The organism is Pseudomonas sp. RC10, assembly GCF_038397775.1.
In the GTDB taxonomy this organism is placed as follows: Bacteria; Pseudomonadota; Gammaproteobacteria; order Pseudomonadales; family Pseudomonadaceae; genus Aquipseudomonas; species Aquipseudomonas bambusae.
Genome location: NZ_CP151650.1, coordinates 2,552,316 through 2,576,702 on the forward strand (window position 1 = coordinate 2,552,316; position 24,387 = coordinate 2,576,702).

At 56.3% G+C, this 24,387-nt stretch carries 23 protein-coding genes; 19 read left to right on the forward strand and 4 right to left on the reverse strand.

Annotation, left to right across the window (positions count from 1 at the left end; translation table 11 throughout):
• The first annotated feature begins 32 nt into the window (after nt 1–32).
• Nucleotides 33–1,247 (forward strand): 1-deoxy-D-xylulose-5-phosphate reductoisomerase, encoded by a 1,215-nt coding sequence (ispC, locus tag AAEO81_RS11895; RefSeq protein WP_341964524.1) that lies wholly within the window; start codon nt 33–35, stop codon nt 1,245–1,247.
• Between the two features lie 58 nt (nt 1,248–1,305).
• Here the strand turns inward: ispC and AAEO81_RS11900 are convergent, their stop codons facing one another.
• Entirely contained in the window at nt 1,306–1,590 is a 285-nt protein-coding gene (locus AAEO81_RS11900; protein WP_341963809.1) for a DUF2790 domain-containing protein, read from the reverse strand.
• Nucleotides 1,591–1,879: 289 nt separating this feature from the next.
• On the reverse strand, nt 1,880–2,827 hold the full coding sequence (locus tag AAEO81_RS11905) for a LysR family transcriptional regulator (RefSeq protein WP_341963810.1): 948 nt from the start codon (nt 2,825–2,827) through the stop codon (nt 1,880–1,882).
• 175 nt (nt 2,828–3,002) lie between these two features.
• On the opposite strand from AAEO81_RS11905, the gene AAEO81_RS11910 reads away from it, so the two are divergent.
• From AAEO81_RS11910 to AAEO81_RS11945, 8 genes are all read left to right on the forward strand, one after another.
• Nucleotides 3,003–4,529, forward strand: a complete 1,527-nt coding sequence (locus tag AAEO81_RS11910) for an efflux transporter outer membrane subunit (RefSeq protein WP_341963811.1) — start codon at nt 3,003–3,005, stop codon at nt 4,527–4,529.
• Complete coding sequence (locus AAEO81_RS11915) at nt 4,526–6,721, forward strand: FUSC family protein (protein ID WP_341963812.1); 2,196 nt, start codon at nt 4,526–4,528, stop codon at nt 6,719–6,721. The genes AAEO81_RS11910 and AAEO81_RS11915 overlap by 4 nt, the downstream gene beginning before the upstream one ends.
• On the forward strand, nt 6,711–6,911 hold the full coding sequence (locus AAEO81_RS11920; RefSeq protein WP_166595054.1) for a DUF1656 domain-containing protein: 201 nt from the start codon (nt 6,711–6,713) through the stop codon (nt 6,909–6,911). The genes AAEO81_RS11915 and AAEO81_RS11920 overlap by 11 nt, the downstream gene beginning before the upstream one ends.
• A gap of 9 nt (nt 6,912–6,920) precedes the next feature.
• Nucleotides 6,921–7,811, forward strand: a complete 891-nt coding sequence (locus AAEO81_RS11925; RefSeq protein ID WP_341963813.1) for an HlyD family secretion protein — start codon at nt 6,921–6,923, stop codon at nt 7,809–7,811.
• 111 nt (nt 7,812–7,922) lie between these two features.
• Nucleotides 7,923–8,516, forward strand: coding sequence for a nitroreductase (locus AAEO81_RS11930; protein ID WP_166595056.1), 594 nt, complete (start codon nt 7,923–7,925; stop codon nt 8,514–8,516).
• A gap of 52 nt (nt 8,517–8,568) precedes the next feature.
• Nucleotides 8,569–9,042 carry an FCD domain-containing protein gene (locus AAEO81_RS11935; protein WP_341963814.1) on the forward strand — a complete coding sequence of 158 codons (474 nt, stop codon included), beginning with the start codon at nt 8,569–8,571 and terminating at the stop codon, nt 9,040–9,042.
• A gap of 24 nt (nt 9,043–9,066) precedes the next feature.
• The gene (locus AAEO81_RS11940) at nt 9,067–9,486 is read left to right on the forward strand and encodes a hypothetical protein (RefSeq protein ID WP_341963815.1); all 420 of its coding nucleotides are present in this window, start codon (nt 9,067–9,069) and stop codon (nt 9,484–9,486) included.
• Nucleotides 9,487–9,718: 232 nt separating this feature from the next.
• Nucleotides 9,719–11,035 (forward strand): OprD family porin, encoded by a 1,317-nt coding sequence (locus AAEO81_RS11945; RefSeq protein ID WP_341963816.1) that lies wholly within the window; start codon nt 9,719–9,721, stop codon nt 11,033–11,035.
• Nucleotides 11,036–11,083: 48 nt separating this feature from the next.
• On the opposite strand, the gene AAEO81_RS11950 is transcribed toward AAEO81_RS11945, so the two are convergent.
• Complete coding sequence (locus tag AAEO81_RS11950) at nt 11,084–11,851, reverse strand: helix-turn-helix transcriptional regulator (protein WP_341963817.1); 768 nt, start codon at nt 11,849–11,851, stop codon at nt 11,084–11,086.
• Nucleotides 11,852–12,239: 388 nt separating this feature from the next.
• Between AAEO81_RS11950 and panB the strand changes: the two genes are divergently transcribed.
• From panB to AAEO81_RS11985, 7 genes are all read left to right on the forward strand, one after another.
• Entirely contained in the window at nt 12,240–13,064 is an 825-nt protein-coding gene (gene panB / locus AAEO81_RS11955) for a 3-methyl-2-oxobutanoate hydroxymethyltransferase (protein WP_341963818.1), read from the forward strand.
• Between the two features lie 203 nt (nt 13,065–13,267).
• A complete protein-coding gene (locus tag AAEO81_RS11960; RefSeq protein ID WP_341964525.1) occupies nt 13,268–13,855 on the forward strand; it encodes a 2OG-Fe(II) oxygenase in 588 nt (195 codons plus the stop codon).
• Between the two features lie 211 nt (nt 13,856–14,066).
• A complete protein-coding gene (locus tag AAEO81_RS11965; RefSeq protein ID WP_341963819.1) occupies nt 14,067–14,594 on the forward strand; it encodes a hypothetical protein in 528 nt (175 codons plus the stop codon).
• 286 nt (nt 14,595–14,880) lie between these two features.
• On the forward strand, nt 14,881–15,600 hold the full coding sequence (pcaH, locus tag AAEO81_RS11970) for a protocatechuate 3,4-dioxygenase subunit beta (RefSeq protein ID WP_166595063.1): 720 nt from the start codon (nt 14,881–14,883) through the stop codon (nt 15,598–15,600).
• 11 nt (nt 15,601–15,611) lie between these two features.
• Complete coding sequence (gene pcaG / locus AAEO81_RS11975; protein ID WP_341963820.1) at nt 15,612–16,214, forward strand: protocatechuate 3,4-dioxygenase subunit alpha; 603 nt, start codon at nt 15,612–15,614, stop codon at nt 16,212–16,214.
• A 198-nt stretch (nt 16,215–16,412) separates the two neighbouring features.
• Nucleotides 16,413–16,937 carry a hypothetical protein gene (locus AAEO81_RS11980; protein WP_341963821.1) on the forward strand — a complete coding sequence of 175 codons (525 nt, stop codon included), beginning with the start codon at nt 16,413–16,415 and terminating at the stop codon, nt 16,935–16,937.
• A 168-nt stretch (nt 16,938–17,105) separates the two neighbouring features.
• Nucleotides 17,106–18,029 (forward strand): LysR substrate-binding domain-containing protein, encoded by a 924-nt coding sequence (locus tag AAEO81_RS11985; protein ID WP_166595066.1) that lies wholly within the window; start codon nt 17,106–17,108, stop codon nt 18,027–18,029.
• A gap of 355 nt (nt 18,030–18,384) precedes the next feature.
• Here the strand turns inward: AAEO81_RS11985 and AAEO81_RS11990 are convergent, their stop codons facing one another.
• Nucleotides 18,385–20,052, reverse strand: a complete 1,668-nt coding sequence (locus tag AAEO81_RS11990; protein ID WP_341963822.1) for a BCCT family transporter — start codon at nt 20,050–20,052, stop codon at nt 18,385–18,387.
• 297 nt (nt 20,053–20,349) lie between these two features.
• Between AAEO81_RS11990 and AAEO81_RS11995 the strand changes: the two genes are divergently transcribed.
• Genes AAEO81_RS11995 through AAEO81_RS12005 form a run of 3 tightly spaced genes read left to right on the forward strand, consistent with a single transcriptional unit; the run spans nt 20,350 to nt 24,379 of the window.
• On the forward strand, nt 20,350–21,531 hold the full coding sequence (locus AAEO81_RS11995; RefSeq protein WP_341963823.1) for an aromatic ring-hydroxylating dioxygenase subunit alpha: 1,182 nt from the start codon (nt 20,350–20,352) through the stop codon (nt 21,529–21,531).
• A gap of 14 nt (nt 21,532–21,545) precedes the next feature.
• Nucleotides 21,546–22,985, forward strand: coding sequence for an aldehyde dehydrogenase family protein (locus AAEO81_RS12000; RefSeq protein WP_341963824.1), 1,440 nt, complete (start codon nt 21,546–21,548; stop codon nt 22,983–22,985).
• Nucleotides 22,985–24,379 carry an FAD-dependent oxidoreductase gene (locus AAEO81_RS12005; RefSeq protein ID WP_341963825.1) on the forward strand — a complete coding sequence of 465 codons (1,395 nt, stop codon included), beginning with the start codon at nt 22,985–22,987 and terminating at the stop codon, nt 24,377–24,379. Before AAEO81_RS12000 ends, AAEO81_RS12005 begins: the two co-directional genes overlap by 1 nt.
• The last annotated feature ends 8 nt before the right edge of the window (nt 24,380–24,387 follow it).

Consider the following 24,387-nt stretch of genomic DNA (forward strand, 5'->3'; position numbering starts at 1 on the left):
CGCAGATGCAGGGTTCGAAGTCGATGCTGGACATGGGGCGACGGTCTGCGCATGCGCTGCAAAGCAGGCCACAAAGGGTTTGCGTACTGGGTGCGACGGGGTCGGTAGGCGCCAGCACGCTCGATGTCATCGGTCTTCATCCAGGAAAATACGAAGTCTTTGCGCTGAGCGGATACAGCCGTCTGGCAGCACTTGAAAAACTCTGTGTACGCCACCGTCCCCAGTATGTGGTCATTCCCCGGGCCGAGGATCAGGAGAGCTTTCAGCGTCGGCTCGTTGAGGCAGGCCTGGATACCATGGTGTTGGCGGGTGCCGACAGCCTCGATTTCGTTGCGAGCCATCAAGACGTAGACACTGTGGTTGCTGCAATCGTAGGCAGCGCCGGTCTCTCCTCGACGTTGTCCGCCGTCCGCGCCGGCAAGAAAATACTGTTGGCAAATAAAGAAGCGCTCGTCATGTCGGGCGCATTGTTCATGCAATTAGTGCGTGAGAGCGGTGCGACGATCATGCCGATCGACAGTGAGCACAACGCGATTTTTCAGTGCCTTCCGTTCCGACCTCATGACGGTCTGTCGGCAGTGGGGGTGCGGCGGATCATCCTGACCGCCTCAGGCGGACCCTTGCGCAACACGCCCGCTCAATTGTTGCGCGAGGTCACTGTTGAGCAAGCCTGTGCGCACCCGACCTGGTCGATGGGCAGAAAGATCTCGGTTGATTCTGCGACGCTCATGAACAAAGGACTGGAGCTGATTGAGGCCTGCTGGCTATTCAACGCTGCTCCCAGCAAGGTGGAAGTGGTCATTCATCCTCAAAGCGTTGTGCATTCGCTCGTTGACTATGTGGACGGCTCAATGCTGGCTCATCTCGGAAACCCTGACATGCGCGTTCCCATCAGTCACGCGCTTGCCTGGCCTCAGCGTATAGAGTCCGGAGTGGCGACGTTGGACCTGCTGAAGGTGGCTCGACTTGATTTTGAATCACCCGACGAGGATCGATTTCCTTGTCTGAGGCTGGCACGCGAGGCTGCGACCGCCGGTGGCTCCGCACCTGCAATACTGAACGCAGCTAACGAAGTCGCAGTCCAGGCATTTTTGTCTGGGCACGTGGCGTTCACGCAAATCGCGGATATTGTGGATTGTACTTTACAGCACGTGGCGGAAGTTCGAGTGCGCACGCTAGAGCAGGTCATTGAAGCCGATGCTGTCGCAAGAAGAGAAGCAACAAGATGGTTGAAAGCAATAAGCTGATACAGGGGTAATATTCCATGGGGGGTGCAAGGCACCTCCCATGGAGAGCGTACGGCCGTCAATTACCGCTATTGCAACCACCGCCCATCATCATATACCGCAGAATATGCGTTTTTCCTTGGCTGTCATCGTAAGTCATTTTGACGGGCGTAATGCTGCAGATCGCAGACACGTCGTCAACATCTCTAACTTTTGCAATGTCTAAATGCGTCGAGTAGTTGTAGTCCTCCTCTAGGGGAGAGGCGCTCTGTTCCACAGAAGTTGTGGTGCTGGAATGGCTGGAAGTGTCAGCCAGTGCAAGAGTTGCGATGGGAAGGAGAGCAAGTAAAAAGGCGGTTCTCATGAAAATGACCTGTGAAGGGTCCGGGCATCTCTAACTGATCCAAGAGTCAGGCGTGTCGGACGGGCTATTAAGCGATCAGCGTCACATCAGCGTTGCTGTGCGAGCCATCTGTAGAATATCCCTTTCTCCACTGTGTAAAATCTCCATCTCAACGATAGAGTATTTCATATTCGGTCACGATCAACGCTCAGCCCCTGACGCGATTAAGTGTCGGGCTATTCCTGCATCCATTCAAAAAGTAGCGACAAGACGTTAATACGTCAGGAGCGGGGGAGGTGTGATGAAGATTTCAGTCCAGCGTGACAAGATCTCTTATTTTTAAAACGGCCTTATGATCCGCCAGCACTTCGGGCAGCGAGCCACGCAGGTATTCAACCCATGTTTTTATTTTCGCATCCAGGTATTGTCGGGAAGGATAAATGGCGTATAGGCCTAGCTCCTCCAAACGATATTTCGGCATGACACGAACGAGGCTCCCGTTGCGTAACCCCTTGATTGCAGCGTGAATTGGCAGGATTCCAACACCCATGTCGTTGCTGATCGCGGCTTTCATGGCATCTACGGAATCGACAATGAACGGTGAGGTAGTGATCGTCACGTCTTCATGCCCGTCGGGCCCCTCGAATGCCCACTGCTCTAACGGAATAACAGCACTCACAAGTCGAAGGCACGCATGATGCAGTAAATCGGCAGGGGTCTGAGGGGCCCCAAATGTTTTCACATAAGAGGGGGATGCGCAGACAATGCTGTAAGTAGTACCCAGTTTTTGCGAAACGTGGCTAGAGTCCGGCAAATCAATAGCGAGCATGATCGAAACATCGTAGCCCTCGGTCACGAGGTTAGGAATTCGATTATTCATGCTCAGATTGAATGAGACGTCCGGATAGTGCTTCCGATATTTGGCAATGGCATCAATGATGTAGTGCTGTCCGATTCCCGTCATGGAGTGGACATTTAGCTGGCCGGTCGGACGACTGTGTGCATCGCCAATTTCACGCTCGGCCTCGTCAACTGATCGCAGTATTTGTTCACACCTGAGCAGATATCGCTTTCCGGAATCGGTAAGCGAAGTGTGTCGTGTGGTGCGATTGAACAGTCGAGCTCTTAAATGAGTCTCAAGGTGCGAAATGGCCCTCGATATACTGGTCGTGGTGGTGTCGAGCCGTGTGGCGGCGCCCGTAAAACTGCCTGCTTCAGCAACGCATCTGAAAATGCGCATATTTTGTAAAATGTCCATCACCTTCCTCCACGATGGTCAGACTGAAGTGTGACACAAAGTAACAATGTCCGACAATGACATTAATTATCACGCGTTAGGTAACAAATATTCACGGCCTCAACGACTTAACAGAATGCCGACGGGTGTTTAGGGTGCCGCGTCCTCAGTCGCATTGAAGCCGGGAGTTTTCATAGTGTTACGTTTTATCCCTCAGAAACGAAAATTCCACGGCTTACTGTGTATTCTCACTCTGTTACACGGATGTGTCTCGACAGGCGGAATCGGGCCTCGCGAGCAGATGATCAGCACCGAAAAGGTGGCTGGCGGCCAAGACATTGCTCGGGCTGTGAAAGAGGCAGGTTGGCCCCGATCTCAATGGTGGCTGGCCTATGGCGATCCACAACTTGACCGCTGGATCAGGGCGGCCGTGGGGTCCAACCCGGATGTCGCGATGGCCGCGGGTCGACTGCGCGAAGCGAAAGCCATCGCAGGCTTGGCGGAGTCGAAAGAGTCCCTGCAAATCACCGGTGAAGGGGCGATCAGACGCCGCAATTGGCCTGACGACCCTTTCTATGGACCAGGCGGGCTGTCGGGTACGCAAACCTGGGATAACACGGCCTCCCTGGTGTTGAGCTACCCGCTGGATCTCTGGAACAGACACGAGAATGCCGCTGCCAGGTTTCTTGATTTGGCCCATATGAGCGCCGCGCAGGAGCGTATGGTTCGGCTGGACCTGCAGGGCGCGATCGTCCGGGTCTACGTTGAGTTTTCGTTGCACTACGCCGAACGCGACGTGATGCAGGCAACGCTCAGCCAGCAAATGCAGATGCAACAGCTGGCCGAACAGCGGCTAAAGGGAGGTCTGGGGACGTATTTGGAGGTGTCTCAGACCGAGACGCCTATCGCCGAGACCAAGCGGCAAATCGAAGCCTTGGATGAGGCCATCGCTTTGAGCGCGAACCAGCTGGCTGCGCTGAGTGGCCGCGGGCCGGGTGCGGCGGCGGACCTGGTGCGGCCACACCTTTCGTTGGATCAACGCTTGGTCGTGCCGTCTGCACTGACGGCCGATCTGGTAGGACGACGACCCGACGTCGTTGCGAGTCGCTGGAATGTGGCCGCGCAGGCAAGAGGCATCGACGTCGCCCATGCCAATTTCTACCCTAACATCGACCTTGTGGGCAGCTTGGGCTACATCGCCAGCGGCGGCGACGTGCTGTCGTTCCTGGCGAACAACAAGCGTAACTACAGTGTAGGCCCGGCCCTGTCTTTGCCGATTTTTGACGGCGGGCGTTTGCGATCGGAGCTGGGTCAAGCGTCTGCGGAATACGACGTCGCCGTGGCCGGCTACAACCAGACACTGATTCAGGCCCTGCGCCAGATCAGCGAGCAACTCATACGAAGCCACTCAGTGGACAGGCAGAAGGTGTTTATCGAGGAGGGGCTGGTTTCAGCTCAACGGTCTTTCGACATCGCAATGACCGCCTATCAACGAGGGCTGACAGGTTACCTCGAGGTATTGAACGCTCAAACTCGCCTCCTTCATGAGCGGCGTATACAACAGCGCAACCAGGCTGCGCATCTCGCTACTTACGCTGGACTGATGGTGGCGCTGGGGGGGGACGTTTCCGCTCAGACGGATGATGTAGGCAAAGACCGGCTGCTGCCTTCCGAGCCACCCGTGGTGATGAAGGCGGTGAACCGTCTCATGGGGCAAGAATGATCCGCACAGGCGGGGCTGCCCGCACCGGCATTGGTTCTCCGTTGAAGCATGCGCTAAAGGATTGGGCGCAGACGGATGCCGTCACCTGGATTTACCTTTTCAAGGCATTGATTGCCTCCTGCCTCACCCTATGGCTCTCGATGCGCTTCGAATTGCCACAGCCGGCCACGGCGATCACGACCGTGTTTATCGTGATGCAACCCCTGAGCGGTCACGTTCTCGCCAAAAGCATTTACCGGTTCATCGGCACGTTGGCCGGGTCCGCATTCAGCGTACTGCTCATGGCTGTCTTTCCTCAAAACAACGAGCTTTTTTTGGGTGGTTTGGCGCTTTGGGTATTCGTGTGTTCAACGGGAGCGGCAAGACAACGAAACTTCCGGGCGTATGGCTTCGTCCTGGCTGGTTACACCGCAGTGATGATCGCCTTGCCGGTGGTGGATCATCCCAACAGGGTATTTATGGCCGCAGTATGGCGGGTACTGGAAATTTCACTCGGCATTGGCTGTGCCTCCTTGATCAGTGCGACGGTTTTTCCACTCACCACAAGCTCGGCGCTGCTCAAGTCAGTCAACGTACGCTTTGGTAGCTTCGCTGATTTCGCGGTCACCGGTCTGCGCCAAACCGGGAAAAACGATGAGTTCGAGCGTGTCAATCTGCGCTTCTTCTCAGAAGCGGTCGGGCTTGAGGTGCTGCGCAGTATCACCACGTTCGAAGATCCCGAAATGCGCCGTCGCTCCGGGCGGTTGAATAGGCTGAACAGTGAGTTCATGGCCGTTACCACACGCTTCAACGCCCTGCATCAGCTGTTGGAACGAAGAGGGGATGTGGGGGCGGGCGCTCATGCCTCGGGTACGAATGCTGAATGGGTCGCACTGGCCGCGTTGATCGAGCCCTATGCTGGTCGGTCTCTTTTGGAAGACGACGCCAACCGTCTAGCGGCCCAGCTCGAAACCTTCAAGGAAGGGCTCCCTGCTGCGATCCGGATCAAGCGATCGATTTTTGAACGTGGCGAACCCTCTAGAGACGAGTTGCTGGATTTCAATACCGCGTACGAATTGCTGTATCGCTTTGTCGAGGAATTGCGTGAATACGCCCTCACGCATGCTTCCCTGGCTGATCATTCGCACGCTCGCGAAGATTGGAGCGAGCCCTTCGTCGCGCAGACGAACTGGTGGGCGTCTATCGCCGCGGGATTGCGTTCGGCCTGCGTACTGCTGGTGCTCAGTTGGTTATGGATCGTCACCACGTGGCCAAGTGGTGCAGCGATGACGCTGGTCTCCGCGTTAACGGTGGGGCTTTCGGCGTTCTCCACCAACCCGAAACGCATGTCATTTCAGATTGCGTGTGGGACAGCGGCGACGGCTGCGATTGGCGTGTTCGAAGTGTTTTTCGTGTACCCACTCATTGATGGCTTTCCGCTGCTCTGCCTAGTCATCGCACCGGTCATCATGCTCGGTACTTATCTTCTGGCTCGTCCACAATGGGCCGGTTACGGGCTCGGGATGCTGGTGTTCTTCGGGACTAACTCCGTGCCCGCGAACCTCACGATTTATAACCCCTACGGCCTTATCAACGACTATCTGGCCATGGTGTTTGGAATGCTGGTTTGCGCCGTTGCGGGGGCGGTCATTCTGCCACCTAACAGTCCATGGTTATGGCGGCGCCTTGAGCGGGACCTGAGGCGCCAGGTCGTGTTTGCAATACGTGCACCGTTGCAGGCGTTGGCTTCCGGGTTCGATAGTGGCACCCGGGATCTGATGCATCAGGCGAACGGTTTCGCCACGGGCCATCCCGATGTCCAACGGTCGCTGTTGAGATGGACGTTGGTTGTACTCGATGTAGGGCACGCAATCATCGAATTGCGTCGCGAAGAGGCAAAACTCCCCGATTTCCCCTGCTATCGGGAATCCGAGCCATGGCGCCAGTCATTGCGCCTGATGAGCCGCGCTCTGATGAGGCTCTTCGTCAAACCAGGTGCCGGAAATTTACGGCGGTGCCTGGCGGCAGTGGAGCGCTCGATCAACTGCGTTCAAGAAACCACCGAACCCTTCGCTTCACATTTCCAAACGTCGCCCCTGCGCAGAGTTGAAAGCTATCTGCACTTTGTCCGGACCTCGTTGCTTGCGCCGAACACCCCGCTTTCGATCCATCTTCCAGCTCACCCATCGCGAGGAAACCATTATGTTTCATGAACTGGCTATCGGTGGCGTCTACGTCCCGACCTTGACGCTGACCTTTTTCATCGCGGTGGCGATTGCATGGGCGCTGGGAGCAATGGTTGCCCGAAGCAACGTGTACAGATTGTTTTGGCATCCCGCGCTCATGCGGGTGTGTGTATTCACCTGCATTTTCGGCGCTTTGGCGCTCGGCATTTATCGTTGAGATTTTCGCATGAAAAAAATCGTTAGTCTGATCGCAACGCTCATCGTCGTTGCGTTAGCGTTCTGTTTTGGGCGCGTGGTGTGGGTTCACTATGTGGACTCTCCATGGACACGCGACGGGCGTGTCAGGGCGGACGTCATCAGCGTCGCGGCCGATGTGTCTGGTGTTGTCGTGGATGTTCCGGTGCGAGACAACCAACTCGTTCACAAGGGCGATTTGTTGATGCAAATCGATACCGAACATTACCAAATGACGGTCAGGCAGGCTCAGGCATTGGTGTCATCGCGCAAGGCTACATGGGAGATGCGCAAGCTCAACGCCAAGCGCCGCGCTGACATGGACAATCTGGTGATATCGAGCGAAAACCGCGAAGACGCGGGGAGTATTGCGAGTGCGGCAGAGGCGGAATATCGACAGGCCCTGGCCGAGTTGGACGCCGCGCAACTCAATTTGAGCCGCACCAAGGTGGTGGCGGCCGTCGACGGGTATGTGACCAACCTGAATGTGCATCGGGGTGACTACGCAAAAATCGGGGAGGCCAAGATGGCTGTCGTCGATATGAACTCCTTTTGGGTTTACGGTTTTTTTGAGGAAACCAAACTTCCCTACATTCGGGTGGGAGACCCTACCGATATGCAGCTTATGAGCGGAGAGATCATCAAGGGGCATGTGGAAGGTATCGCGCGTGGAATATTTGATCGGGATAACCCACAGAGCCGCGAACTGATCGCGGATGTGAACCCCACGTTCAACTGGGTCCGCCTCGCGCAACGTGTGCCCGTGCGCATTCATCTGGATGACGTTCCCGAGGGTTTGATACTCGCTGCGGGCCTGACCTGTACCGTCATCGTCAACCCAGACGAGACCCGGGGAAGGTGGCGGGATTGGAATAGTTTTTGACCCAATCCAGAGAGTGTTCTTGAGAATGAGTCTACATACTATCGGCAAGAGATGGCCTGACGTGTTTGCCATCCTGATGCCTATGGATACTCAAGTTTCGGGAGTCACCCTATGAGCGTTTTCCAATATAACCTGGCCAAAACAGAACTCCTGACCCAACTCTTGAGTCGCCGATCGTACTGGCCTCTTGTGGGACCTGTCCCCACAGAAGACGAGTTGCATCAGGTATTTGAGGCGACGATGCGCGCGCCGGACCACAGCAACCTCAAGCCTTGGCGTTTTTTCACGATTCAGGGAGAGGCGCTGTCGGCGCTGGGCGATATTTTCGCAGCGGCAGCGGTCAAGCGTGGCGATGACGACAATGGTGACCGTTCGCGGCGTCAGGCTGTCGCTGCACCGATGATCATCGCAGTGGGAGCACGGATTTATGATGATGAGCGAGTGCCCGAGGTGGAGCAGATCCTCTCGGTAGGCGCTGCGGCGATGAATCTGCTTAACGCGCTGCATCTTTTCGGCTATGGCGCTTATTGGGCGACGGGACCCAATGCCTATGACCCTGATGTGCGCAACGCCTTGGGGTTGAAAGAAGCGTCTGACCAGTTGCTGGGCTTCATTTATGTGGGTTCTCCTTCCAAGCAACGGGCGCCGAAGGTTCGTCCTTCATCTGAGACGCTCGTGACGCCATGGAGCCACTCATTGGCATGAATCGCATGCCACGGTGGCAAAAAACACTGCGTGCACCCGGAGGGTTGCCGAGATGATGTCCGATGAAGGTATAACAATAAGATCTACACTTCGCGATTACCTTGAAGTGCATTTTCTTCTAGAGGTCCAGACAGCACGTCTGGCTGCTCGTCGGCGAACGATGAGCGATATCCGGGACTTGTGGTTCGCTTTGGCGAGACGAGGTGAGTACAGCGAAAGCGATGATCTTGCCTGTTTCTCGGATCGTGACCAGGCGGTGCATGAAGCCGTGGCCGCGGCTTCTCACAATGACGTGTTATGGTCCGTGTACAGGTCGCTGAATGCAGCATTCCACCGACCGTATCTTTCTATATATGCAGATCATGCGTTATTTGAGCCGAGCCTTGCTGCACACGCGAAGATCATCGAGGCAATCATTTATGGAGACGAGGAGGCGGCCGTTGGAGCAGTGCGAGCGATGTTCACCCCACTGCTCGAGCGAGTGGCCTTGTTGCCGGAAGTGATACCGACGAAGTTCATTAACTGAGACCGCTATTAGAGGGAGACGACGATGTCTCGCATTTTGCATTGTGCCCGGCATTGCTCCCCTGCGGAGCAATGTCTGCTGAAAGGGATGCGCGCGGTCTGCGATGTCACCGAAGGGCTCAACGTTGCAGCGGCGAACTTTTTCAAGCTGGGTTTGAATGCCGAGCTTGCGGAGAGTTTTATTCGGCTCATTCAGCAAATTCGACAGGATTGCCCCCGTTTCGAATTACTCCAATCTTCCTCCCCGTTCATCAGTGCTGATGAGCTTAGCTTGTTGGCGGTCCTGGCACTGGAGTCGAAGTCCATACCACGGCGAGCGGATGAGGGCCCCGATTTTCAACCGGACATCGCACGTCATTTAGAAAAATGCGGAAAGATTATTGCTGTCAGCAATATAGTGCTGAAGGCCCGTCCGTTGCGTAAGCGTCTCCTCAAGGTCTCCTGAGCGTTGGCCAGGATTCCATATCCTCCCTGTCTCCAGACAGCACATTGTTGCGGTTTTTGTCATAGATAATATCAGTCCGTTTACTGTTTGAAGTGGTCCGAACTCGTTATCTTTAGTTCGGACTCGTCTGCGTTGACGAACCGGTATTCGTTTTTTACGAACCGCACAGTCCTCCCTATAAAAATTATTTGCCAATGCCTTGGGCGAAGGTGTTCGCCTTTCTGGAGCACATATGAAAAATTCATCGCGGGTGGCGTTGGTGGTCACACTCGGCTGTATTCAACACAGCTATGCATCGGGTTTTATCGAAGACAGTAAAGCGAGCCTTGATCTTCGAAATTTTTACTTTAATCAGGACACCCGGAATCAGAAGGCGCCTACAGACCAAGAGTGGGGGCAAGCGTTTATGCTCAACTACCAGTCCGGCTTTACTGAGGGGTTGGTCGGCGTGGGGCTTGATCTGCAAATGCTGTATGGGGTTCGGCTTGATGCGTCTGGGCGTGCGGGCAAAGCGGGTGAAAGTAATACGCCCGGTAGTGTATTTCCCTTGGACGACGGTAAGGCCGCTAACGACTTCAGCAAACCGGGAGCTACCGCCAAGTTTCGCATTTCGCAGACCCAACTGAAGGTCGGCACGTTAACACCGAAAATTCCCGTCCTGGTTTACGAGGATGGGCGATTGCTGCCCGAGACCTTCCGCGGCTGGCAGGTCGACTCGAAAGAACTGGATAAATTCAACTTCATGGCGGGGCGCATCGAACAAGTGCTGGACCGGAACTCCACAAACGGTCAAGGCATGTCGATTGCGGGTGCCAACGACCCTGTAAAAGGAAAATTCAGTAACCAATTTTATTACACCGGCGTCGACTACAACCCCACTAAGAACCTACAGCTCCAGTACTACTACGGCAGCCTGGAAGATTTTTATCAGCAGCACTTTTTGGGGCTGATCCATAACTGGCAGCTTCCCGTGGGGACGCTCAAGACCGATCTCCGGTATTTCTACAGCACGTCTGACGGAAAGAATGGCAGCCAGTCGGGACGAAACGAGGGCTACGTCAGCGCGGGCTACTACGGTAATGGGGTCAACGTCGGAAAAGTTGACAACAAACTATGGAGTGGTCTGTTTACCTATAGCCTTCAAGGCCATTCGTTGAGCCTCGGGTATCAGAAAACCACTGGCGAAAGTGACTTTCCCCATATCAACCAGGGGCAAGGTCGTTCTGTGTATTTGATTACCAACTCTCAGTCGCTGAAGTTTGTCAATGCTGGGGAGGAGGCGACGGTCGGCACGTACGCCTATGATTTTTCGACGATCGGGCTGACGGGGCTGAAGTCGAGTGTGACCTACATCAGCGGTCGGCATATCGATACGCCCACTCAAAGTAACAAAGAGTGGGAACGAGATATGAGGATCGATTACGTCGTGCCTTCGGGGACGTTCAAGGGGCTTGGCCTGATGTGGAGAGGGGCGGTGTTCCGGGGTAACGACAGCGCCGACAAGGATGAAACACGTCTGATGGTGAGCTACAGCATCCCGCTCATGTGAAGTCAGTGTTTGATCCAGGAAAGACCCCGATCGGGGTCTTTTTGTGTTTCAGGTCCTGGCGAAATATTTGGTAGGGCTACAGCCAAACACCGATCGAAATACCGCGATGAAACTGCTGGAGCTTTCATACCCGATCGCTGCGGCTGTACTGGTCACGGACTCACCGGCCGCCAGATTTTCCAGCGCTACCATCAAGCGCAGCCGCAAGCGCCACGCACCAAAACCCATGCCCGTTTCAGTTGAAAACAGTCGCTCCAAGGTTCGCGGGCTGGCGCCGACGTGATGGGCAATATCTTTCAGGGGTCTCGTGTCGTTCGGGTTTTTCTTGATCAGATTAGCGGCCTTGACCGCTCGCTTGTCGACAGGCTCAGGAAGAAAAAACGCTTCCTGTTCGAGAAGCGCCAAATGATCAAGCAACACAGTGCCCAATCTAAACTCTCGGGTGTCGCCTTCGTACGATGCTGGCAATTGAGCGCACGCCAGTATCAACTCGCGGACCAGGTTTGAGATGTTTAAAACGGAACACCGTTTCCAGTCGGGTATCCCAGGAGTGTCCTCTCGAACATAGACAGCCCTTAAAGAGATCGGGCGGGAGTGTTTGAACGTGTGTGAGATGCCTGCCGGAATCCAGAGTGCGCGGTGCGGCGGCAATACCCAGATGCCTTGGGGCGTCTCGACGGTCATGGAACCGTTGACGGCATACATGACCTGCGCGTGATGATCGTGCCTGTGTTCGGCTTCGAATCCTGGGGGGTATTCGCGTTCGACCCCTTGCACGGGAGCGTCGCCGAAGACGGGCAGCGGAAATATGGACATGGCGCGATCGCACTATTCAGGATCTTCCTGTCAGTATCGTGCCATCCATTTGCAGTGTAAATCCGGCGCTGCGCTTTTTGTTGCAGCGCGAACGAAGTGAATGTCTGGACAGCACGGCCGATCAGAGCCGGGAGCCGCTACCTTGTGGGACGTGGCGGGATCGGACAAGTATTTGACTTGATTCCGAGAGTCTCGCCGAGACTGGATCGCCATACTCCTGCCACCTGTTGGCGAAAACCGAAACGCTCCAGAAGGAGTTGATTTCGGGTGTTCGTCAGCCAGAAGCCCGCGCCACACATTAGCCCCACGTCATGGACGCGGGTAGCCCCGACGCACACAGTCGCTTGCCTTGTAGCGACGCTCCCACTTCCAGGATGCTCGACCTTACATGTCCGCCCAACGTGAGTTTAAAAGAATAACGGTGCCCGATATCGTCCGGCGCAAAGGTCAGGAAAAGATTGTCTGCCTGACCGCTTACACAGCACCGATCGCTGAATTACTCGACCCCATGGTTGATTTGCTGTTGGTGGGTGATTCGGTCGGGATGGTCATTCATGGGTTGCCCAGCACGTTGGGTGTCTCCGTGGAGATGATGATCATGCATGGCCAAGCGGTGATGAGGGGGGCGTCGCGGGCTTTGGTGGTCGTCGATTTGCCGTTCGGAAGCTACGAGCGGAGCGCTGACCAGGCATATGACACCGCTGTTCGCATCATGCAGGAGACCGGTTGCCAGGCGGTCAAGCTGGAGTCCAATCCCGGTTGTGCCCGTACCGTGGAATTTCTGACTGGCAGGGGCATCCCGGTCATGGGGCATGTCGGCCTGACGCCGCAGTCTGTCAACCTTGATGGGGGCTTCAAGACCAAAGGGCGCTCAGCAGTCGAGCGAGCGCGAATTGTGAAAGAGGCAGAGGAGATAGCCAATGCCGGTGCTTTCGCGGTAGTCGTTGAGGGCGTTTTTGAAGACGTTGCCGAGGAGGTGACGCGGACGTTATCAATCCCCACGATTGGCATCGGCGCATCCTCCTCCTGTGATGGGCAAATCCTGGTCGTTGACGACATGCTTGGATTATTCGAAAGGGTTCCGAAGTTTGTTCGCCGCTACGGCGCTCTGCGGGAACACATAGAAGCGGCGGTAAAACGGTACTCACAAGACGTTAAGGGCAGTGTGTTTCCAAGTAGCGATGAATGTTACCAGTGTGAGAGCCAAGGTTGAGTTGCCGGGTGCGCTGTGCGGATGGTGTCCTTTGAGACGCCGTCTTGAATAACTGTCTGATCACAACAGGTTCTGCGTCGTTCCTGTTCGAGGTTCCGGATTTCACTACGTCCCGGCAGACCAGCTCCACAAGGGCAAAGCGGGATATCAACGACGTTTACGAAGAGCTGGACCGTCGAGGGTGGGCGACACTTCCGGGCGTTATGGCCGAGCCGGAAATTGACCAGCTTTTATCAGCCCTTCAGGGGGTTTCCGAGGGGGGGAGCGAGGAGCAACTGCGCGCGCTGAGCCCTTGCGAGCAATGTTTGACTGGCCCGCTACCTGAACCTTTGGAAAGCTGGGGTCGAGCGCTGCGTTCAGCGTTAACCCCGATTGCACACCGCTGGAAATCCGATGTCGGCCATTCACGTCTGTTCTCATCGAGCGCCAGTGTGAAAAGTGTTTGCGAGCCCCCGGCATTGCACGCGCGATTATCGTACTTGTTCGCCGATCAAATGCAGGCGCTCGGACATGACGCTGCGCGGGGTGAAGCCTTTCCCATCCAAATGGTGGTCCTGCTTTCTGAACCAGACCGAGATTTTGTGGGAGGTGAGTTCGTGATCGCAGACCAACGCCCTCGCATGCATTCGAGGCCGATGGTGATTCCTCTCAACAAAGGGGACGCTGCCCTGATTGCGGCATCCCAGAGGCCAGTGAAGGGACGGAGCGGTGTTTGCCACATGACGCTGCGACACGGCGTGAGCCGAGTACGATCAGGCAGCCGTATAGGGTTGGAACTGTTTCTTGGATAAGCCCTTGTGTCCTGGCTAGCGCCCCTGAATCCAAGGCGGTGCGGGCATCTGCTCATTGAGCACATTCGCTGTATATGTTGGCGGTTTTGCGATGCCAGCCTTGGTGGGCCTTGGCCGATGATCTGTTCCAGTGTGGAACGCTGGCGTTCGCCTTCCAGCAAGAGATTGCCCCATTCATCCCTGTCGAAGTCATGAGTGATCTGACGCCATCATGCACAAACCTCACAAGACGCTTCGGCTCGTCGCTGATCATCTCAAACGTGTCGGTGCTTCTAAAGCGTCCAGCCCCTCTCGGGTTTGGGATGAGCTGGAACAGGTGTCAGCGTCGGGCGACCTGCCTGCCTTCGGCCATCAAGGCTACTGTGATCAGCAAAAACGCTTTGGTGCGGTCCGGCACTACCACGGCCGATTGATTTATGTGGTGTCCGGTGAGTTGCATGCAGAACTGGCCGCAGAGGTCATACGTGTGAGATCGAAATCTGCGTTTTGGATACCCCCTTTGGTTCGGCATGAACTAAGCGTCAGCGCTGGAACAAAGTTTTACACGGTGTACGTTCATGTGTTGCTTGTGTCTCACATGCCTCCGAGATGTTGGCGTTTCGGGGCGTCTCGTTTATTGGAGCAGGTCGCGCACACGCTTTCCAATACGCCGCTGGGTTCCCGCGTGACCAAACAAAATAAGCTGCTCGCTGCGGTGTTGATCGACGAAATCAATAACGGTCGGCTCACCGGTATCTAGTCCGTGGGTATTCGAAAGGTTTCGATTGGCCCCCGTTTAAGCTGTTCCTCCCACTTATAACTTCGTCACTGTGCGCAGATAAAGAGTGTGGCTGCTTTCGATTTAAAGGAACGTCCTGATCCCATTGAATAAGCGATCGTTATGACGGCGCGGTTTCATAATCATTTGGTTATGAATACCGTCGTTAATTTCAGTTTTAGCAGGGGGGAGGGCGGAGGAAACTGAATCATCGCCTGCTGATGCATGAAACAGGCGCGACCTCCAATAATGACAGCAGGAGACTGGCATGTCTGACGCATCCAACAGTCGTTTCGCCATTCGCGATCGTAATTGGCATCCTAAAGCGCTGAACCCCAACTACAAGACCTCGATCCTGCGCTCGCCGCGCCAGGCGTTGGTCGGTATCCCTCAATCGGTATCTGAAACCACCGGTCCGGATTTTTCTCACCTGCAAATGGGTCGTCACGACAGTGATCTGCTCCTGAATTTCAACAACGGTGGCCTCCCCATCGGCGAGCGCATCATTCTTGCCGGGCGGGTCACTGATCAGTATGGCAAGCCCGTTGCACATACCTTGGTGGAGATGTGGCAGGCGAATGCGGGCGGACGCTATCGCCACTACAAAGACACCTATTTTGCGCCACTGGACCCGAACTTCGGCGGCGTTGGTCGCTGCCTCACTGACCGAGACGGCAACTATATCTTCCGGACCATCAAGCCCGGCCCATATCCCTGGCGAAACGGTCCTAATGACTGGCGCCCGGCGCATATTCATTTTTCCATCAGCGGTCCGTCGATTTCCGCCAAGCTGATCACCCAGATGTATTTCGAGGGCGACCCGCTGATCCCGATGTGCCCGGTCGTCAAGTCCATCGCTGACCCGGACGCCGTGCAGAGCCTGATCGCTCGATTCGACCTGAGCATGGCCAATCCAATGGATTGCCTGGCTTACCGCTTTGATATCGTCCTGCGCGGTCAGCGCAAGACTCACTTCGAAAACGCTTGAGGAAGGCTGTCATGCCCGTTCAACTTCTGCCGGAAACCCCGTCCCAGACCGCTGGTCCTTACGTGCACATTGGCCTCGCACTGGAAGCCGCAGGTAACCCGGCCCGAGAGCAGGAAATCTGGAATGAAATGGCCAAACCCGGCGCCCCCGGCGAACACATCCTGCTGCTTGGACACGTCTATGACGGCAACGGCCACCTGATTCGCGATTCGTTTCTGGAGTTTTGGCAGGCCAATGCCGACGGCGAGTACGACACCGACTACGACCTCAATAAGTCCTTTAACAGCTTTGGCCGCAGTGCCACGGCTGACGAGGGCGAATGGGTGATCAAGACCGTCAAACCAGGCGTAGTACGCAACGCTGCGGGTGTCCCGATGGCGCCTCACGTCAACGTGTCGCTCTTTGCCCGGGGCATCAACATTCATTTACAGACACGCCTCTATTTCAACGATGAAGCTCAAAGCAATGCGGTTGACCCCGTACTGAACCTGATTGAGCAACCTGCTCGCAGGCAAACGCTGGTGGCCCAACGTTGCATGGTGGAGGGCAACGTTGCCTATCGTTTCGACATCCGGGTGCAGGGCGCAGACGAAACCGTCTTCTTCGACTTTTGACCTGACATTTTGCCCCGCAGGCCATGCTGCAAATCTGACTCAGACACAGAATTGCCGAAGCGTTATCTGGGCACATTTGCAGGATATTTTGGCGGATTAGCGATGCCGGGTTTAACCCAATTAGCTGATGATCCGAGTCGGTAATCCGTCATGCCTCGGTCGATAAACCTGCGCGGTTAATAAACGAAGAAATACACTATGAGCGAAAAGTATCAGGCCTTGAGGCTTGTCATTAATAACGGCCAGTCCCCAAGCGCGCCGAGTAGCCCGTTGTGGAATCGCATGGAAGATATGTCTACTGCTGGGCATTTACCGGCGTTTGGGCATCAGTACTATTGCGATGACCCTAAACGTTTCGCAAAAACCCGGCATTACCACGGCCGGCTCATTTATGTCCTCTCCGGCGAGCTGAACGTTGATTTGAACGTCGAGTCGTTATGTGTGGAAGCAAAGTCAGCCATATGGATTCCCGCTTGGCTGTCTCATGGGCTCCGCGTCAGTGAGAAGACCATGTTCAATGCTGTCTATGTGCATACGCTACTCATGGATTACCTGCCCGTTTCGGCCCGCAGGTTTGGGGCATCTCCCTTGCTCGAACAGATCACAAACGCATTGGCAGAGGTTCCGATGGGGGCAAAGATCACAAAACGTTCACGGCTCCTGGCCGCCGTCATGATCGATGAAATACATGCGTCAGAGATAACGGTGGGCGAGTCCGTTTAGCGGTCAGGGCTTGCCGACTCTTTTTGTTTTTTTGGAGATGACTTATTCATTGAGTGTTTAACCTGCCAAGGGGTACCATCTCGACACTTCTTATGCTGCGCAGCACATTCAGGCGCTGCCCCCCGCGTCGACCCCTTCGTACAACAATAACCACACGTGAAAAGCCTGATGAAACTGCACCCGTTGCCCCCTCTCAATAGCCTTGTCGCGTTTGAGGCCTCCGCGCGGCACCTGAGCTTCACCCTTGCTGCCCGTGAACTGAATGTCACCCAGGGAGCGGTAAGCCGCCAGATTCGTCTGCTTGAGGAGTATCTCGGTAAGCCGCTTTTTAGCCGCACGACCCGGGAGATCGTGCTGACGACGACAGGGCGGGACTATTGTGAGGTCGTGCGCGAGTCGCTTCAAAAGGTTGCGCATGCGACCGCAGGTGTTCGTCACTGGCAGGGGACCGAACAGGTCACCGTTGTCACCAGTACCGCCATGGCGTCACTCTGGTTGCTGCCGAGAGTGTCTGTTTTCAAGAACCTGAACGACGAAATCGACTTGCGCATCATTGCGACCGACGCCATGCACGAGTTCTCCCGGCTTGACTGTGATCTGGCCCTCTATTACTGCCGCTCTCAGCCCAGCAATGCCAAGGTTACCCCGTTGTTTGCCGAAGAGATCTTTCCTGTCTGCAGCCCTGCTTACCTGGCTCGTCATCCCCAGTTGGCCAATCCGCAGCAGCTTGGAGAAGCCACCTGGTTATGGCTGGAGGATCCTCAGAGTGACTGGATTGGATGGCACGAGTGGTTTCACAAGAGTGGCCTAAAGGCGACTGAACCTCGCAACCGGATCAACATCAACAGTTACTCGATGCTGATCCAGTCGGCTTTGGCTGGCCAGGGCGTGGCACTGGCATGGTCCAACCTTGTGGATGATCATTTGTCGAACGGCACACTGGTGCGCCCCGTTGACATGGTGCTGCGTACCGATGCTCGTTTCTGTCTGTTGGAACCGGCTGGACGCTCCGCCAATCGCCAGAGCGTCAACCGTTTCAGGCAGTGGCTGCTTACCCAGATCAGCGATTCTCAACTAGCCGCTGTCAGCTAGGGCAGAAGTTCAGCCGCAGCGGATTCGATGACGAGCATCACGCACCCCGAAGGGGAGTGGAGGTGGTGCTCCGAGTCCGACGTATAGACCAGGCTTGAGCCTGCCTTGAAGCAACACCCATCGCTGTCCTGAACCTCCCCCTCCCAGATGACAATCAGCTCCTCGCCTGTGTGGCGATGGGGCGGCGACTGGCTTCCGGGTGCCATCTTCATCCAGTATCCATGCCAGGTGTGAGCGTTCGCCAACTCGGCATATTCCAATCCTGGCAGCGGCATGTCCCCTATGATCAGCGGCTGCCAGACCAGGCTGGACAGGTCAGCCTGGTCTCGATCACTCGAAAGGGGAAACCTGGAGCTCACGCCATTTCCCGGTGGGTGGGTTGAGTCAACAGCTGCCCGGTTTCAGGTCGAAGCGATACGTCGTTGATCGCGGGTCGCATCATCAGGGTCTGGACCGGCCAAACCGTATCCTCTCGTAAGCTACGCAACAGGCTGTAGGCCGTCACGAGCAAGAAGAGGGCGATGGGAAGCCCGATCACGATGCTCGCCAATTGAATGGCCGCCAGGCCCCCAGCTAACAAAAGACCGCCAGCAATCGCCCCTTCAAGGAAACACCAAAGGACGCGTATCCAGTTAGGCGGGTTGATGCTGCCCACCGAATTGAGCATACACAGCACTTGAGTGCCCGCATCTGCCGTCGTCACAAAGTGCACGGCCAGAAGAAGACAAACCAGCACACACAACAGCCCACCTATCGTCGGCCCGTCAAGGCGCTCAAGCAGCGTGAACATGGCTGACGTTGTTTCTTTCTGCGTGGCTTGCAGAATGACACCGCCTTGAAACGGCGCGGTTGCGTTGTCCTGTGAGCTGACCTGCTGAGCACTGGCGATACGGGCGTTCTGCTCATCCTTCAGCGCAGAGCCACCGAACACTGACATCCACAGGATGGTGACCAGTGTGGGTACCAGCAGCGCGCCAATGATCAGTTCCCGGATTGTGCGGCCGCGGGAAATGCGCGCAATGAACAGTCCTACGAACGGGCCCCAGGTCATCCACCACGGCCAGTAGAAGGCCGTCCAGCTTTTTTGCCAGGACGAGTTAGACTGTGTATCCGTCCAGAAGCTCAAGCCGACCAAATGCTGGAGATAGTCGCCAGTAGATTCGAACAGGAAATTCATGACATAGCGGGTTGGGCCCAGTGCCAGAACCACCAGCATCAAACCGAACGACATCCACATGTTCAAGATCGACAAGCGCTTCATCCCTCGCGAAACACCCGCCACGAGAGACACTGCGGCGATGAGGCTCACCAGCGCGATGATGCCCAGTTGCAGGCCCATGCTGACGGGAATTTGAAACACCTGATTGAGGCCGGTGTTGATTTGTACCACGCCCAACCCCAGCGATTGAGACACGCCAAACGCCGTGATGCAGACCCCCATGATGTCCACTGCGTGTCCAATCGGCCCGTAGATGCGCTGACCGATCAGGGGGTAAAGAACCGAGCGAAGCGCCAGTGGCAGGCCTTTGCAGTAGGCGAAATAAGCAAGCCCGAGCCCAATGGTCGTGAAGATAGCCCACGGATGCAGGCCCCAATGGAACAGCGTCAGACGCATGGCCGTGGTGGCGGACTCATCCGTCAGCCCTTTGCTAAACGGGTTTGACGAGTAGTGCAGCACGGGTTCGGCCACGGACCAGAAGATCAGGCCGATCCCCATCCCTGCACTGAAGAGCATCGAGATCCAGGCAGGGAAGCTGAATTCGGGTTTGTCCCCTTCACGCCCGAGCTTGAGCGTGCCGTAGCGGCTGACAGCGATGAGGATCAATGCGCCCAACAGGCCGCTTACTAACGCAAGATAAAACCATTTGAAGTTGTCGAGGATTGCATCCGATGCAATTTTGAAAGCGTGAGCGGCCTGATCTCCAAGCGTCGCGCACAGCACGACGAACGCAAGAACAATAGCCACGGAAACGATCGTTACGGTTGGATTGAGGCCTTTGAACAGGCCACTTTTGGCACGCATTGGGATTCTCCCCTTTTTGTTTTAGTACGCCATCGTATGACGCCGATACGCGACTGGGATTGATAGCGCCGCCAATTTGCGCGAGGCCGAAGCGCTCAACAAACTATTTAAACTCATCGACTTATGAGATTTACGCATGCGAGAAAAAGGCAGATAAGACGAAAAATAATAAATGAGAATTTCTCATTAATAGCGTTGAAAAAATCGTTTGTGACGCGGGGCGTGAAATCGAAAGAATCCGCCGGGCCAAGGCCTGACCCTGACGGCCTCGAACAAGCGATTTTGGAGATAACAATAATGGGCACCGCGAATCTCATCCCCGTGCAAAGTCTGGAAACCGTGCTTTCTCCTATCGAGCAAGCTCATGGTTTGACCAACCCTTTCTATACCGATCAACGTTACTTCGAGCTTGATCGTGACCGTGTGCTGGGCCGCAACTGGGCATGCATCGGCTTTGCATCCGACCTGCCGAGGAACGCCTACGTGAAGCCGGTTGATTTCATGGGCCTGCCTTTGCTCATGATGCGTAACCGCGAAGGGACCGTTCAGGTCTTCCACAACGTGTGCAGTCACCGCGGGGTTAAGTTGGTGCAGGCTGCAGGCGAAGTGCAGGGCGTTATCCGATGCCCGTACCACTCCTGGACGTACGACCTGAACGGCGCTCTGCGAGGCACCCCGCATGTGGGGGGTATCAACCAGCACAAAGATGACCGCTTCGCTTGCGAGAAGCACGGCCTGAAGGCACTGCGCAGCGAAATCTGGATGGACATGGTCTTCGTCAACCTGTCGGGTGATGCCCCGGATTTGCAGGAGTCCCTGGCGCCGCTGACAGAGCGCTGGGCTCAGTTCCTGGGTGCTGACGGGATGGGGCTGATGCGCCGCGAATCGAACAGCGGCGCCATGGCCATCGAGGTCAAGTGCAACTGGAAACTGGCAGTGGAGAACTACTGTGAGGCGTACCATCTGCCGTGGGTCCATCCGAGCCTGAACACGTATTCTCGCCTCGAAGACCACTACAACATCATGTTTGATCAGTTCGCCGGACAAGGCAGCTATGCCTACAACCTGTCCGATGTTGCGGGCACCCATCTTCCGACATTCCCGTCGTGGCCTGCGGATCGCATGCGCAACGCTGAGTACGTGGCGTTCTTCCCCAACGTCTTGCTGGGCATCCAGGCCGACCACGCGTTTGCCATGATGCTGGAACCTATCGAGCCAGGAAAAACCGTTGAGCATCTGCGCCTGTTCTACGTCGGCGATCAAGCGCTCGATGCGAAATACGAAGCTGCCCGCAAGGCGGTCATGGACTCGTGGCGTGTGGTGTTTGCTGAAGACATTGCTTCGGTAGAAGGCATGCAGATGGGGCGCAGCTCGCCAGGTTACAACGGCGGCGCTTTCTCCCCTGAAATGGATCTTCCAACCCATTACTTTCACAAGTGGACGGCTCGGCAACTGCTCGATACCGCCCAGCAAGGTTGAGCCAGGAGAACATCATGAATTCCAGACACTGGCTTAATTACATTGATGGGCAATGGGTCGACAGCGAGCAACGATTGACCATCCTTGCACCTGCGACCAACCAACCTGTTGCGACCATCGCCCAAGCCAGCGAGGGTGATGCCGAACGAGCCCTCAATGCTGCTCGCCGCTGTGCCGACAGCGGCGAGCTCACCCATGCGCGTCCGGCGCATCGCGTGACGTGGTTGCTCAGAATTGCGGAAGAGATCCGCGCCATCGCCGATGAAGGTGCTCGTATCCTGTGCGCGGAAAATGGCAAGACGCTGCGCGATGCAAAAGGCGAGTTCGATGAAGCGGCCCGCTATTTCGAATATTACGCGGGCATGGCCGACAAGATCGAAGGCACGTCGATCCCGTTGGGCAACGGGTACATGGACTTCACTCTGTACGACCCAATGGGCGTCTCGCTGCAGATCGTGCCGTGGAATTTTCCTGTCTCGATTTGTGCGCGTTCATTGGCTCCGGCACTCGCCGCCGGCAACGCCGTGATCGTCAAATCCCCGGAGCTTTCGCCGCTCGGGCTGTGCGTGTTGGTAGAAGCCATCGAACGTGCGGGCACGCCACCAGGGGCCGTGAATCTCCTGTGTGGACGTGGTCGAGAAGTCGGGGCGTACATGGCGTCCAGTAACAAAGTCGATCAGATCGTGTTCACAGGATCGGTACCCACAGGCCAAACCATCCTGCGATCGGCCGCCGAGAACGCCGTGCCGTGCGTGATGGAGTTGGGGGGCAAGTCAGCGGCGTTGGTGTTCCCGGATGCTGATCGTGAGCAGATCCTGACCAGCGTTCGCGATGGCATTTTCTTCAACGCCGGGCAGGTCTGCTCGGCTATGTCGCGAATCCTCATCCATCGCTCGATCTACGATGAAATCGTGAATTCGATCGTTGAAATGGTGGACGGCTTCAGCATCGGTGCCGGGGAAGAGAACCCTGTCATCACTCCCGTGATCTCTGCGGGGCAGCTCACCGGGATCGACGTGCTTTGCCACTCGGCTCAGGAGGAGGGCGCAGTGGTCGCCACTGGAGGCGAGCGCCTGTCAGGCATGGCAGGGAACTTCATGGCGCCCACCGTTTTTCGGGACGTTACTCCCGAGATGAGCATCGCTCAAATTGAGGTGTTCGGCCCTGTGCTGGCAGCCATTGCTTTTGACACGGAAGAAGAAGCCATCGCCATTGCCAACGGCACAGAGTTCGGCCTGGTGGCAGGCGTCTTCACTCAGGATCTCAACCGAGCCTTGCGTTGTTCGCGGCGTCTGCGTGCTGGCCAGGTCTTCGTGAACGAGTGGTACGCCGGCGGGATCGAGACGCCTTTTGGGGGCGTTGGGCTTTCCGGTTACGGACGCGAAAAAGGGCAAGAAGCGTTGTACAGCTACGTGCGCACCAAGAACCTCGCTATTCGCATCAAGGGGGAGTGATGAGCGTCGCACTGAAAAAGTGGCTCTGCATCGTGTGTGGATGGATCTACGACGAAGCACTGGGCTGGCCGGACGATGGGATCGCCCCCGGTACGCGCTGGGAGGACATCCCGGATGATTGGCTGTGCCCTGAATGCAAAGTCGGGAAAGCTGATTTTGAGATGATCGAAATCAGCGAGGCGGTCATAGCGGTCGCTCAAACGCCACCCCTCAAAACCCCGGAAACGTTCCTCCCACCTGCGCAACCCGTCGTCATCATTGGCAGCGGCTATGCCGGTTATGGCTTGGCCCAGGCACTTCGCAAAGCCGATCCAGCCATTGAAATCAGGGTTCTGACTCAAGAGGACGGGCACAATTACTCCAAGCCGGCCCTCTCTATCGCCCTTGCGCAAGGGCGTGCGCCCTCATCGCTGGCCACGGAAAGTCCGATGGCCATCGAAGAGCGGTTGGGCATACGTGTCTACCCGCACTGTCGTGTTGAGCGTATCGATACGGATGCCCGCCGACTGTTCACCAACCTGGGTGAAATGGTTTACGGGCAACTCATTCTGGCCAGTGGCGCGTCGCCGGTGAGGGTGCCGGTCGAAGGCGCGAGTGAGGCCCTGATCAGCGTCAACAACCTGCATGACTACCATGGGTTTCGGGCGCGTCTTGTCGGGGTGAAGCGAGTCGCTATTTTAGGAGACGGGCTTATCGGTTGTGAGTTCGCCAACGACCTGGCTGCCAGCGGATATGAAGTCCAGGTGATCGGATTGGGCGCTTGGCCAATGGAGCGCTTGCTGCCCAGGCCGGTCGGCATCCAGCTTCAGGACGTTCTGTCCAACTTGGGTGTTCGGTGGCACTTGGGGACGACACTGCAACGTGTCGAGCCCCGTGCATCCGGTTTCGAGCTGACCCTCGCCAATGGCGAAAACCTTGAAGCGGACATCGTGTTGTCAGCTATCGGCCTGCGCCCGAATCTGGAGCTCGCTCGTGCGGCAGGAATCAAATGCGACAGAGGCATCCTGACCGACGCCTACCTGCAAACGTCCCAGCCGGGCGTGTATGCGTTGGGCGATTGCATTGAAGTCGACGGGCAGTTGCTGCCGTACCTCGCTCCGATCAATCAAGGTATCCAGGCGCTCGTGAAGACAATCACAGGCGCCCCGACAACCGTGAGTTACCCCTTGATGCCCGTCATGGTGAAAACGCCCGCTGCGCCGCTCAGCCTGCTGATTCCACCTCCAGGGACTGCGGGCCAATGGCGATGTGATGCAACCGAGGATGGGTTGAGTGCGGCGTTTCACGATGAGGCGGGGGCCGTACGAGGGTTCGTCCTCCTGGGGCGTCAGGCGCAGGGGCACCGATCCACTTGGCTGCAACGTTGCCAAGACACACAACAGAGCGTGGCTTGAGGGCCGAC